This is a genomic window from Pseudomonas sp. B10, assembly GCF_900156235.1.
Lineage (GTDB): Bacteria > Pseudomonadota > Gammaproteobacteria > Pseudomonadales > Pseudomonadaceae > Aquipseudomonas > Aquipseudomonas siliginis.
Genome location: NZ_LT707063.1, coordinates 2,297,147 through 2,309,817, shown reverse-complemented (window position 1 = coordinate 2,309,817; position 12,671 = coordinate 2,297,147). Strand labels below are relative to the sequence as shown.

The window sequence follows — 12,671 nt, the reverse complement described above, 5'->3', positions numbered from 1 at the left end:
TCACTGGACGCGGAGCGTCCCTTGAGGCATTCCCACGCGGAGCATGGGAACGATCGCAAAAAGAAAGGCCCCGGAGCTCACACTCCGGGGCCTTTCGCATTTCAGCGGTCGATTACGCCGCTTTCGCCTCTGGCTGGCTCAGCGAGCGGTTCAGTGCGCTGAACAATGCCTTGAAGCTGGCGGTGGTGATGTTTTCATCGATACCCACGCCGTGCACCGCACGTTCACCGTTCACTCGCAGTTCGATATAGGCCGCTGCTTTGGCATTGGTGCCCGCGCCGATCGCGTGTTCGTTGTAGTCCATGATTTCCACCGGAATCGGCAGGCCGGCGACCAGTGCTTCCAGCGCACCGTTGCCCTTGCCGCGCCAGTGCAGGTTGGTTTCGCCCTGACCTTTGCTGGCCACTTCGACTTCGACGGCGCTGTTGCCGTTTTCTTCCTGCAAACGATGGCTGACCAGCGCATACGGAGTGTTGGCCTGCAGGTATTCGCTGATCAACAGCGAGTGAATCTGCTTGGCGGTCATCTCCAGGCCCAAACGGTCGGTCTCACGCTGCACGACCTGGCTGAACTCGATCTGCATGCGACGTGGCAGGCTGATGCCGTATTCCTGCTCCAGCAAGTACGCGATGCCGCCCTTGCCCGACTGGCTGTTGACGCGAATCACCGCCTCGTAGCTGCGGCCAATGTCGGCCGGGTCGATCGGCAGGTACGGCACTTCCCACAGGGTGTCCGGTTTCTGCTGGGCGAAGCCCTTGCGGATTGCGTCCTGGTGCGAGCCGGAGAACGCGGTGTGCACCAGGTCGCCAACGTACGGATGACGCGGGTGCACCTGGATCTGGTTGCACTCTTCGACGACCTTGCGCACGCCGTCGATGTCGGAGAAGTCCAGCTCAGGGTCGACGCCCTGGGTGTACATGTTCAGCGCGACGGTGACGAGGTCGACGTTACCGGTGCGCTCGCCGTTGCCGAACAGGCAGCCTTCGACGCGATCGGCGCCGGCCATCAGGCCCAGCTCGGTGGCGGCCACGCCGGTGCCCCGGTCGTTGTGGGTGTGCAGGCTGATGATCACGCTGTCACGACGGTTGATGTTGCGACCGAACCATTCGATCTGGTCGGCGTAGACGTTCGGCGTCGCGCATTCAACCGTGGCCGGCAGGTTGAGGATCATCTTGTGCTCAGGCGTCGGGTTCCACACCTCGATCACTGCATCGCAGACTTCCTTGGCGAATTCCAGCTCGGTAGCGCTGAAGGTTTCCGGCGAGTATTCGAAGGTCCACTCGGTTTCCGGCTGCATGGCTGCATATTTGACGAACAGCTTGGCAGCGTTGACCGCGATGGCCTTGATACCGTCCTTGTCCTGGTTGAAGACGATGCGACGGAAAGAAGGCGAAGTGGCGTTGTACAGGTGAACGATGGCTTTCTTCGCCCCGCGCAGGGATTCGAAGGTGCGCTCGATCAGGTCTTCACGGCCCTGGGTGAGTACCTGAATGGTGGTGTCGTCCGGGATGTGGCCTTCTTCGATCAGGGTACGCACGAAGTCGAAGTCGGTTTGCGACGCGGCGGGGAACGACGCTTCGATTTCCTTCACACCGACCTGCACCAGGGTTTTCCAGAAGCGCAGCTTCTTCGCCGCGTCCATTGGCTCGATCAGCGACTGGTTGCCGTCACGCAGGTCGGAGCTGCACCAGATCGGCGCGGCATCGATGGTCTTCGACGGCCAAGTGCGATCCGGCAGGTTGATGACGGGAAACGCGCGGTATTTCGAAGACGGGTCTTTGAGCATGCTCATCGGGAAATTCCTTGTTGTCTGGGCCGAAAAGAGGCGGCCTGCCGGTTGAACGAATGTTCTTGGAAAAGCGTGGGACGAGGCGCAGCGATTCAGCCTGGCAGTCGTGCGCTGACGAGGCACAGGCTGCGGTGCTGGCGAAGCTGAATGAGGGTGTGAGAGGTTTTCATGGCTTCAACCCTAACCGCGAGGTGAAAGGATGGCAAGCAGTCGGAAAAAATTGAGAGGAATACCCGGAAAGCGGGATTTTGCAGGAGTTTATTGCGCTTAAGGCGGTGGAAGTTGTTGATGTTTGCGTAAGCCTAGATTGGGGCGCAATTGAGTTTTTGGAGATTCATTGAGTATGGCGGTGTGTTATAGGCCGCCTTCGCGAGCAGGCTCGCTCCCACAGGGGATCTTTGTTGTGAATACCAGTGTGGGAGCGAGCCTGCTCGCGAAGAGGCCGGTCGCCTCAACCCATATTCAAGGTTGAAAGGCACCAATGAAAATCGCCGGATCCACCCGCGCATCATTCAGGCTGACGTTCCAGTGCATATGCGGCCCGGTTGCCCGGCCGGTCGCGCCGACTTTGCCGACCACCGCGCCGCGCGCCAGCTGCTGGCCGTTTTTCACGTCGATCTTCGACATGTGGCAGAACATGCTGATAAAGCCCTGGCCGTGGTCAACAAACACCGTGTTGCCGTTGAAGAAGTAATTGCCGATCAGAATCACCTTGCCCGCGGCCGGGGTCTTGATCGGCGTGCCCGCGGGCACTGCGAAATCGAGACCGGCATGAGGATTACGTTCTTCGCCATTGAAGAAACGACGCACGCCGAACTTGCTCGACAGCGGCCCGTTGACCGGTTTGTCCAGCAGCAGATTGCTCGGCGTGTTCGGGCTGAAACTGCGGTAAGCCGCGATCTGTTCCGCCAGTTCACTTTCAATGCGCTTAAGGTTGTCGGCGTTCGGATTGACCTGCTGTTTGTTCTTCAGGGTGATGTGCTGTTCCGGGTATTTCTTGCTGCCCACGGTAAACGGCAAGTTGCGCCCGCCACTGCTGATCTGCTGCGCGCCAGGCTTGACCGTCAGCGGCACGCCGACGATCGCCAGCCAATTGTTCTGCTCTTTGACCACCAGCACCGGTTTGCCCTGATAAGTGGCTTTCGGCGCCTGCGCGGCAGTGCCCAGATCCACCACGGCGACGCCGCCCGGCACCGGTTTGTTCAGCAGCCGAGTGATGTAGCTGTCGGCGTGGGCGTTGAAGGTCAGGCAGAGCAACAGCAGCGGAGCGAGAAAACGCGGCATGGATCAGTCCAGTAAAGAGAGGGTGACGGGCGTCAAGTGATTGTCCTCGACGCGCACTTGCAGTTCGCCTTCGCCGAGTTTGGCTTTCAGGCGCTGGCCAGTGTGGGTCTGCGCAGCGTTGCGGATCGCGTGGCCACGCTCGTCGAGCAGAATGCTGTAACCCCGGCCGAGAGTCGCCAACGGGCTGACCACGTGCAGCGTCTGCATCTGACTGTGCAATTGCTGCCGACGCTGTTTCAGAGCATCGCGCATGGCCCGGGGCAGACGTTCGGCGAGGCTGTCGAGGCGCTGACGAAGCATCGCCAATTGGCGTCCCGGATGTTGCCCGGCGAGACGGGTTTCCAGACGGATCAGGCGTTCTCGACGCGTATTGAGGCTGCGCTCGAAAGCGCGGCGCATGCGCATGTCCAGATCGTCCAGACGTTGCGCCTGCTGGCGCAGACGTTCGCCGGGATGGCGCAGCCGTCGCGCCATGCCTTCCAGGCGCAGACGATCACGCATCAAGCGGTCACGCATGCGCATCACCAGACGCCGGTGCAGGCTCTCGACCTGACGGATCAGATGGCTGGAATCCGGGGCGAGCAGTTCGGCGGCGGCCGAGGGTGTTGGTGCGCGGACGTCGGCGACAAAATCGCTGATCGAAACATCGGTTTCATGACCGACGGCGCTGACGATCGGCGTGACACAGGCATCGACCGCGCGCGCCACCGCTTCCTCGTTGAAGCACCAGAGGTCTTCCAGCGAGCCGCCGCCACGGGCGAGGATCAGCGCGTCGAAGCCACGGGCATCGGCCATTTTCAGCGCGCGGACAATCTGCGCGGTGGCTTCGCGGCCCTGCACGGCGGTTGGAATCAGGGTCAGTTGCACCTGCGGCGCACGGCGGCGGAATACGCTGATGATGTCGCGAATTACCGCGCCGGTCGGCGAGCTGATGATGCCGATGCGCTGCGGATGCGCGGGCAGCGGCACTTTGCGTTCGGCACTGAACAGGCCTTCGGCGCTGAGCTTTTCCTTCAGCGCATCGAAGGCCAGACGCAGCGCGCCGTCACCGGCCGGCTCCACGGTGTCGAGGATCAGCTGATAGTCGCCACGGCCTTCGAACAGCGAAACCTTGCCGCGCACCTTGACCGCCAGACCGTCCTTCAACGCTTGGCGCACGCGGGCGGCGTTCTGCCGGAACAATGCGCAACGCACCTGCGCGCCGCTGTCCTTGAGGGTGAAATAGACGTGGCCGGACGCCGGGCGCGCGAGGTTGGAGATTTCGCCTTCGACCCAGATGTTGCTGAACACGTCTTCAAGCAACACCCGCGCGCGGCCGTTGAGCTGGCTGACGGTCAGGACTTCACGGTCCAGGCCAAGTCTTGCAAAGGGATCTTTAATCATGGGGCGCAGTTTAAAGGCATTTGCCCGCCAATCACCATGACACCCACACAAAACCCTGTGGGAGCGAGCCTGCTCGCGAAAGCATTGTGTCAGCGGACAACAACGGGGCATGACACTCCGCCTTCGTGAGCAGGCTCGCTCCCACATGGGATCAGTTTGATATCTGGTCGTGCTGCCCGCTACTGGCTACAGTCAGCGCGGTCTTATAAAGGATGCGGACGATGAGCATGATGGAGCTGTTGGGGGCGTGGTCGTGGGGTGCTGGCGGTTGGGCGTTCATCGGGCTGGCCATTGCCCTGGCCTACATCGTCTTCGGCATCGCCGGTTTCGGCACTGCGCTGGTCGCGGGGCCGATGCTGATTCTGTTCATGCCACTGTCGAAAATCGTGCCGTTGCTGGTGCTGCTGGATTTCGTCGCGGCATTCGGCAATCTGCTGCCCTCGCGCCGGGACGTCGCCAAGCCGGAATTGCTCAGGCTGCTGCCGTGCATGGCGATCGGCTGCACGCTGGGGGTGATCTTCCTGCTGAATCTGAAATCCGATCTGTTACTGCTTTTGATGGGGCTGTTTATCAGCGCCTATGCGGTTTACAGCCTGTGGGTCAAAGCGCGGCCCGCGCAGTTGTCAGCGGCGTGGGCGGTGCCGATGGGCACAGTGGGCGGTTTGTTCGGCGCGTTGTTTGGCAGTGGCGGCTTTCTTTACGCGATCTATCTGAACAGCCGCCTGCCCAAGGACGCGGCGCGGGCCACGCAAAGTGCCTTGATCAGTTGCAGCACCGTGGTGCGCTTGAGTCTGTTTGTTATCGCTGGTGTGTATGCCGAGCTACCCTTGTTGATGCTGGCGCTGTGTCTGTTGCCGGCCATGGCGCTGGGCTTGTGGATCGGCAGGCGGCTGACCATGAGGTTGTCGCGCGAGGCGTTTGTGCGGCTGGTGACGTGGCTGGTGCTGGCCAGCGGCATCGCGTTGATCGTGCGCTATTTCAGCACTTGACCGGATTTCTTCAGGGATTAAGCTGCCGGCCGCAGTTCCTTGTGGGAGCGAGCCTGCTCGCGAATGCGGTGGGTCAGCAACAAAAATCAGCCTGACACTGCGCTTTCGCGAGCAGGCTCGCTCCCACATTGGAAATCTTAAATACTGGCAGCAGGCTCCACCATGAACTCGCAAAGCATTATCGTCCCGAAAATCTCCACCCTGCCGGTGCACGAGCCCCGGGCGCGGGCGATCGTGCGCTGGCTGGTGCGCAAGAACATCATCGAAGAACAGCTGACCACCTGCGGCCGCACCGGCAACCGTATGGCCCACGCCATCGCTGATGGTGCTCGCGCCGTGGTGCTGCACCCGCAAGCGCTGCCGTTCGGCGAGCCGGTCAATGGCCTGGAGATCGTCACCAAACGCTGCATCTACACCCCGGCCAAAGGCTTTCTCGAAGAGGCTGGTTGCGCCGAGTGCCGCCGCGAAGTGGGTGAGGCGCTGTTCGAGAGTCTTGAAGACTGGTTTCCAGGGCGCACCGACAATTTCACCTGCCCGGAATGCGGGCACGAGGACGACATCAACGGCTTCCTGTTTTTGCAGGAATGCGCGTTTTCCAACCTCGGCTTCATTTTCAATAATTGGCTGGAGGCGGGGTTCAAGCAGAGCTTTATCGACGAGTTCGCCGATTGGCTCGATCAACCTGTCTCTTGGGTCAAGGTGGAGCTGTAGGGCCGGGCTTTTCCATCTATCAATTAGGCTGAGTTTTACATTGAACAGCAGGGGGTGTCTGACTATAATGGCGCGCTTCCATTTTCCCGCTCGGGAGCCCCCGCGATGCTGCGTATCAGCCAAGAAGCTCTGACATTCGACGACATTCTCCTAGTGCCCGGTTATTCCGAGGTGCTTCCCAACGAAGTCAGTCTCAAGACCCGTCTTACCCGTGGCATCGAACTGAATATTCCTCTGGTTTCTGCCGCCATGGACACCGTTACTGAAGCCCGTCTGGCAATCGCCATGGCTCAGGAAGGTGGCATCGGCATTATCCACAAGAACATGACCATCGAGCAGCAAGCTGCCGAAGTGCGCAAGGTCAAGAAGTTCGAAGCCGGTGTGGTCAAGGATCCCATCACCATCGAGGCCGATGCCACGGTGCGTGATCTGTTCGAACTGACCCGTCTGCACAACATTTCCGGCGTTCCGGTCCTGCACGATGGCGACCTGGTCGGCATCGTCACCTCCCGCGACGTACGTTTCGAAAACCGTCTGGAAGCCACTGTCCGCGAAGTGATGACGCCTAAAGAGCGTCTGGTCACGGTCAAGGAAGGCGCCGACAAGAACGACGTCCGTGAACTGCTGCACAAGCACCGCATCGAGCGCGTGCTGATCGTCGACGACAAATTCGCCCTCAAAGGCATGATGACCGTCAACGACATCGAAAAAGCCAAAGCCTACCCGCTGGCCAGCAAGGACGATCAAGGTCGTCTGCGCGTTGGCGCTGCGGTCGGCACCGGTAAAGACACCGGTGATCGCGTCACTGCACTGGTCAACGCCGGCGTGGACGTAGTGGTGGTCGACACCGCACACGGTCACTCCAAAGGCGTGATCGACCGCGTACGCTGGGTCAAAGAGAACTTCCCTGAAGTGCAGGTGATCGGCGGCAACATCGCCACCGGCGCTGCCGCCAAGGCCCTGGCCGAAGCGGGCGCCGACGCAGTCAAGGTCGGTATCGGCCCTGGCTCGATCTGCACCACCCGTATCGTCGCCGGTGTCGGCGTGCCGCAAATCAGCGCCATCGCCAACGTCGCCGCTGCCCTTGAAGGCACCGGCGTGCCGTTGATCGCCGACGGCGGTATCCGTTTCTCCGGTGACCTGTCCAAGGCCATCGTCGCCGGTGCGTCCTGCGTGATGATGGGCTCGATGTTCGCCGGTACCGAAGAGGCCCCGGGCGAGATCGAACTGTTCCAGGGTCGTTCGTACAAGGCTTATCGCGGCATGGGTTCGCTGGGCGCCATGTCCCAGGCTCAAGGCTCGTCCGACCGTTACTTCCAGGACTCCTCGGCAGGCGCCGAGAAACTGGTTCCGGAAGGCATCGAAGGCCGTGTGCCGTACAAAGGCACCCTGAGCGCGATCATTCACCAGTTGATGGGCGGCCTGCGTTCCTCGATGGGTTACACCGGCAGCGCCAACATCGAAGAAATGCGTACCAAGCCCGAGTTCGTGCGGATCACCGGTGCCGGCATGGCCGAGTCCCACGTTCACGACGTGCAGATCACCAAGGAAGCGCCGAACTACCGGGTCGGCTGACGCCGACAGCTCTAAGCCACAAGTTACAAGCTGCAAGCGGTGCTGCGTCAGAGCAGTGCCGCTCGGCTTCCGATTACTTGCAGCTTGCAGCTTGAAGCTTGCAACTGCTTTTCAGAGTTTCTTTCATGGCCCTCGACATTCACGCTCACCGCATCCTGATCCTCGACTTCGGTTCGCAATACACCCAACTGATTGCCCGCCGCGTGCGCGAGATCGGCGTGTACTGCGAACTGCACCCGTTCGACATGGACGAAGATGCGATCCGCGAATTCGCCCCTAAAGGCGTCATCCTCGCCGGCGGCCCCGAGTCCGTGCACGAAGCCAACAGCCCGCGCTGCCCGCAGGCGGTGTTCGACCTGGGCGTTCCGGTATTCGGCATCTGCTACGGCATGCAGACCATGGCCGAGCAACTGGGCGGCAAGGTTGAAGGTTCCGAACTGCGTGAGTTCGGTTACGCCCGCGTTGACGTGGTCGGCAAGAGCCGCCTGCTCGACGGCATCGAAGACCACATCGACGCCGACGGCCTGTTCGGCCTCGACGTGTGGATGAGCCACGGTGACAAAGTCACGAAGATGCCGGAAGACTTCCACATCCTCGCCAGCACCCCGAGCTGCCCGATCGCCGGTATGTTCAACGACGACCGCGCTTACTACGGCGTGCAGTTCCACCCGGAAGTGACCCACACCAAGCAGGGCGGGCGCATCCTGTCGCGCTTCGTCCTCGACATCTGCGGCTGTGAAGCCTTGTGGACGCCGTCGAAGATCGCTGAAGACGCCATCGCCAGCATCCGCGCCCAGGTCGGCACCGACAACGTGCTGCTGGGCCTGTCCGGTGGCGTTGACTCCTCGGTGGTTGCCGCGCTGCTGCACAAGGCCATCGGCGATCAGCTGACCTGCGTCTTCGTCGACAACGGCTTGTTGCGTCTGCACGAAGGCGAGCAAGTGATGGCCATGTTCGCCGAGAATATGGGCGTCAAGGTAATCCGCGCCAACGCTGAGGAGCAGTTCCTCAACAACCTGGCCGGCGAAGCCGACCCGGAGAAGAAGCGCAAGATCATCGGCCGCACCTTCATCGACGTGTTCGATGCCGAATCGTGCAAGCTGGACAACATCAAGTACTTGGCTCAGGGCACCATTTACCCGGACGTGATCGAGTCGGCTGGCGCGAAAAGCGGCAAGGCCCACGTGATCAAGTCGCACCACAACGTGGGCGGCCTGCCGGAAGAAATGAACCTGAAACTGGTCGAGCCCCTGCGCGAACTGTTCAAGGACGAAGTCCGTCGTCTCGGCCTGGAACTGGGCCTGCCGTACGACATGGTCTACCGTCACCCGTTCCCGGGCCCGGGCCTGGGCGTGCGCATCCTTGGTGAAGTGAAGAAGGAATACGCCGACCTGCTGCGTCGCGCCGACCACATCTTCATCGAAGAACTGCGCAAGGCCGACTGGTACCACAAGGTCAGCCAGGCGTTCGTAGTGTTCCAGCCAGTGAAATCGGTCGGCGTGGTCGGTGACGGCCGTCGTTACGCCTGGGTCGTGGCCCTGCGTGCCGTGGAAACCATCGACTTCATGACCGCGCGTTGGGCACACCTGCCTTACGAACTGCTGGAAACCGTTTCCGGCCGCATCATCAACGAAATCGAAGGCATCTCCCGCGTCACTTACGACGTGTCGAGCAAGCCGCCGGCGACGATTGAGTGGGAATGATCCTGCTGCGGTTCGAATAACGAAAAACCCTTGGCCTCGAGCCAAGGGTTTTTTCGTTTCAGGACCCTGAAAACAGGTCAGGCGGGTAAGCGACTTTGCAGGGTCATGCCGAGCTCGATCAGGCGCTCGGCTACTGCGGCGATGTCGCGGAAGACCATGCCGGTGATGCGACGCATCGACGGGTCCCAGATATAAAACCGGCCATCTGCGGTGCAATGCACCCTTGTTTGCACGATGTTGCTGGCGCTGTTGCGCCGCACGAGTGTGTATGTGCTTGGTTCTGTTTTCCGTATCACGAACATGCCATTGCGAGGCAGAAGCTTTTCCAGCGTTGCATCATTCCATGGCGGCATGGGGGCCTTGACCTGCAATCGCAGGTCAGCGAACAGAGGGTCGAACGCGCTGTTTGTCGTCGCCCCGTTGTAAAACGGGCCGCGAGCGACTTCCACTCCCGGGTCGATCCTGAGGTCGGCCACCTCGTCGGGCCAGACGTCTTCGATGCGTAAACCGATGCCGCCCCGAAGTTCGCTTATGCCTGCCAGATCTCTGAAGGTATTGGTATTCGTGGCATCGACCAGAGCCACCCACTTGCCGGGTCTGTTGAGCAGCTTGTCACGCTCCATGATCTGCGTTGCGAGGCGCGCCTTGATCATCTGCTCTTCGATCGACGTGAGCGGGACTTTCAGCGTGCAGGTTTCTGCTGCATCCAGTCCATGAACCCGGATGCCATTGGCTTGGGCAGCCCGGATCAATTCGAGCATGTTGAACCGGTTCTCAGGGTCGGTACCCAGGCTGGACAAATAGGTACTGAGGTCCTCTGACATGTCTCCCGACAGGTAGAAATGGTTGATGTCATCCTGGGCGAAATCACTCAGCAACCCACGCACGTAGAGGGTTTTGATATGCCGCGCGAACGTTGGCATGTTCTCGATCATGAAGCGCGTGCTGGCGATGCGATCGAGGGTTTCACCGACGGCCAGTCCATCGGTATTGGCAAAGATGAGGTCAATCAACTCATCGATCTCCATCTGCAGACTGACGGGCGGAATGACCGGGCGCTGGGGCAGGTTGATCCATTTCAACTCCCGGTAGAATGCTTCGGCGTCGTTCAGCAGAGCCGTGCGTTGTTCGCCGAAATGGGCCACGTAGCGGTCGGTCGCCAGCAGATAGCGGCGCCCGGCGCTTGTGGTCTCGGCGGAGGCGTTGGGCAAGTTCATTGCCCATCTTCTCATTCCGGGTATTTCCGTCTCTGAGATACCCTTGAGCTTCGTAACCGGGCGTAGCGGACACGGAACGCCTGGAAGCGGTTCGACGCGTGGCAGGTCCACCGACGGTGTTGCCTCGGTTGAGCTCACATCAGTCTCCGGCAAACATGCTTTGCCCACGCATTGACCGCCTCCGCGCAGCCGCAGCGCTGGCATGCGCTCCCACTTGCCGGCGCTTCCCAGGCGGACCGGCAACGAATAAGCGAACTGATTGGGACGCTCGGGATTGATGATTGCCCAGTTGCCACCGTCTTGCGAGTCGGCGAAGTAGCGCACGTAATAGGCGGCGCCATCCATTTCGATGGCATGACCGGGTTCTTTGTCGAGGCGGTAGACGCCTTCGTATTTCCCCGGCGCCGCCTCTACGGAATGTTGCGCCAGTAACTCGTTGCATCGATAGCTGGCAGGTACTTGTGGAAATGTTGAACCTCGCCGTGTAGCAGGCGTATTCAAGGGCTCAGTGGCGTCGCCGAATGTCGCCCCGCTGGGTATCTCGTTTGCCAGCTCGCTGCTTGCTTCTTCAGCCGCTGTGACGGGCGGCGGATTCACAGGTGGCAATAATCGCGTGTCAGCCGAGGCAAGCTCGACCAGACCACGCATCTCTTCAGCCTCGGCATACTCAATCTGTGGCCCAACTTCCAACTGCGCGTCAGTGCCAATCAGGAACGGAACATTGAATACGGTTTCGATAGCGCTGAGCACTGCACCGATAACCCCGGCTCTACGCTCGGTCGCCGTAACGCCGTTGATCGCCTGATCGATGTTCAGCCCAGTGTTGACGACGCCCGCCCCAATCAACGGCAAAGCTGCAGGCCAGCCCACGGCCGCCATCGGGCCGAACACTTTCAGCCCGGCGCTCAGATAGCCGGTCCAGAGTTTCTTGCACAGGTCACTGTTGGACGTGAGCACCAGATGCGCCTCGGCAGCCATGCCCGAGCGAGTCGAATCGCTTAACCACGTGAAGGCGTCGCCGCTGATTGCAACGTTGCTGCGGTTGATCATCCGATGATCGCTGTGACCCCAGGTGCTCACCAAACGGTTCATCAAATCAGTGAGGTTCTCGGTGATGTGATTGCTGTCAGCCAGCGAGAAGTGCTTCAGAAACAAAGGGCGTTTCGGCTCTGAATTCATCTGCTCAAGCAGCCACCAATGCAGATCCGCTGCAGAGTCCATCAGCCGAAAGGCCTGGGCTTGTCCCGGCAGGTAAAGGGTCTGCCGGCCACTGTCTTCGACCAGACGCAGCACGTTGGTGGCGACGTGACCGTCCAGATCCAGCGTGCGCACCTGCGCGCCGACCGGGTACGTCGATCGGAGCATTTGCAGGGTTACCGGCCAGCTCACGGGGCCGATCAGCGAGGTGACGATGCGTTGAAAGTCATTGCCGTCAACGTCCCCCTGTTGCAGCGCCTGCACCGCCTGACTGAGGAAATTGCACTTGGCCAGGGCGCGGAAATCGTCCGACGAGGTTTGCCAGAATTTGGTCAATTGACCGCTGTAGCGTGTGCTGAAATCGATGGCCCAGAATGCCTTCAGCACATCGCTGCCAAGCAGTCGCACTTCGTTGCTCTGATTGAAATTCTCCGCGTCCGGGCCATCCGAGTAGAAGCCGCAGTAAAGGCCCAGCAAATCTGCGTTGTCTTGGTCGGTGGCGCGAAATCGATGGACGACCAGTTGCGTGAGGGTGAGCGTTTCACAAGGCTTTTCCAGCAAGTGCTCCCAACCGGTAAAGGTCAGCGTGCTGCTTTGCGCCGTTTTGAAACGATGGAAATAAACCTGGTCGGGATCAAGGCCGGATAGGCACTTGGCGGTCAGCAGTTCGATCGCGACTAGCCGGGCCTCATCGAGCAGGCTTGGGCAGTTCTGCACAATGGTCGTGGCGATGGCTTTGAGGGCGGTTTTGTCCGCTGCGTTTGGCAGCAGACGACGTTCGGCAGTGGTCATGCGGGTGTTCATCCTTGAGACACAAAGGCCG

The 12,671-nt window shown here is 60.6% G+C and carries 8 protein-coding genes; 4 read left to right on the top strand and 4 right to left on the bottom strand.

Going from position 1 to position 12,671, the window contains the following annotated elements; all coding sequences use genetic code 11:
- Window positions 1–112 precede the first annotated feature (112 nt).
- From leuA to xseA, 3 genes are all read right to left on the bottom strand, one after another.
- Window positions 113–1,792, bottom strand: a complete 1,680-nt coding sequence (gene leuA, locus BXA01_RS10235) for a 2-isopropylmalate synthase (RefSeq protein WP_016773339.1) — start codon at window positions 1,790–1,792, stop codon at window positions 113–115.
- A 459-nt stretch (window positions 1,793–2,251) separates the two neighbouring features.
- Window positions 2,252–3,073, bottom strand: a complete 822-nt coding sequence (locus tag BXA01_RS10230) for a peptidoglycan DD-metalloendopeptidase family protein (RefSeq protein WP_076564044.1) — start codon at window positions 3,071–3,073, stop codon at window positions 2,252–2,254.
- Window positions 3,074–3,076: 3 nt separating this feature from the next.
- Entirely contained in the window at window positions 3,077–4,456 is a 1,380-nt protein-coding gene (gene xseA, locus BXA01_RS10225; protein WP_024014206.1) for an exodeoxyribonuclease VII large subunit, read from the bottom strand.
- A gap of 221 nt (window positions 4,457–4,677) precedes the next feature.
- On the opposite strand from xseA, the gene BXA01_RS10220 reads away from it, so the two are divergent.
- The 4 genes from BXA01_RS10220 to guaA all read left to right on the top strand — a co-directional run bounded on the left by BXA01_RS10220 (window position 4,678) and on the right by guaA (window position 9,434).
- Entirely contained in the window at window positions 4,678–5,445 is a 768-nt protein-coding gene (locus BXA01_RS10220; protein WP_076564043.1) for a sulfite exporter TauE/SafE family protein, read from the top strand.
- A 162-nt stretch (window positions 5,446–5,607) separates the two neighbouring features.
- Window positions 5,608–6,156, top strand: coding sequence for a sugar ABC transporter ATPase (locus tag BXA01_RS10215; protein WP_041479923.1), 549 nt, complete (start codon window positions 5,608–5,610; stop codon window positions 6,154–6,156).
- A 105-nt stretch (window positions 6,157–6,261) separates the two neighbouring features.
- Window positions 6,262–7,731, top strand: coding sequence for an IMP dehydrogenase (gene guaB / locus BXA01_RS10210; protein ID WP_016773343.1), 1,470 nt, complete (start codon window positions 6,262–6,264; stop codon window positions 7,729–7,731).
- 125 nt (window positions 7,732–7,856) lie between these two features.
- Window positions 7,857–9,434: a glutamine-hydrolyzing GMP synthase gene (gene guaA / locus BXA01_RS10205; RefSeq protein WP_076564042.1), complete on the top strand. Its 1,578-nt coding sequence runs from the start codon at window positions 7,857–7,859 to the stop codon at window positions 9,432–9,434.
- Window positions 9,435–9,511: 77 nt separating this feature from the next.
- Here the strand turns inward: guaA and BXA01_RS10200 are convergent, their stop codons facing one another.
- Window positions 9,512–12,640 carry a membrane-targeted effector domain-containing toxin gene (locus BXA01_RS10200; protein WP_076564041.1) on the bottom strand — a complete coding sequence of 1,043 codons (3,129 nt, stop codon included), beginning with the start codon at window positions 12,638–12,640 and terminating at the stop codon, window positions 9,512–9,514.
- Window positions 12,641–12,671: the final 31 nt, after the last annotated feature.

Bases quoted from the DNA above. Each gene is read 5' to 3' on its own strand.
- leuA (WP_016773339.1), bottom strand. From the start codon at position 1,792: ATGAGCATGCTCAAAGACCCGTCTTCGAAATACCGCGCGTTTCCCGTC.
- BXA01_RS10230 (WP_076564044.1), bottom strand. From the start codon at position 3,073: ATGCCGCGTTTTCTCGCTCCGCTGCTGTTGCTCTGCCTGACCTTCAAC.
- xseA (WP_024014206.1), bottom strand. From the start codon at position 4,456: ATGATTAAAGATCCCTTTGCAAGACTTGGCCTGGACCGTGAAGTCCTG.
- BXA01_RS10220 (WP_076564043.1), top strand. From the start codon at position 4,678: ATGAGCATGATGGAGCTGTTGGGGGCGTGGTCGTGGGGTGCTGGCGGT.
- BXA01_RS10215 (WP_041479923.1), top strand. From the start codon at position 5,608: ATGAACTCGCAAAGCATTATCGTCCCGAAAATCTCCACCCTGCCGGTG.
- guaB (WP_016773343.1), top strand. From the start codon at position 6,262: ATGCTGCGTATCAGCCAAGAAGCTCTGACATTCGACGACATTCTCCTA.
- guaA (WP_076564042.1), top strand. From the start codon at position 7,857: ATGGCCCTCGACATTCACGCTCACCGCATCCTGATCCTCGACTTCGGT.
- BXA01_RS10200 (WP_076564041.1), bottom strand. From the start codon at position 12,640: ATGACCACTGCCGAACGTCGTCTGCTGCCAAACGCAGCGGACAAAACC.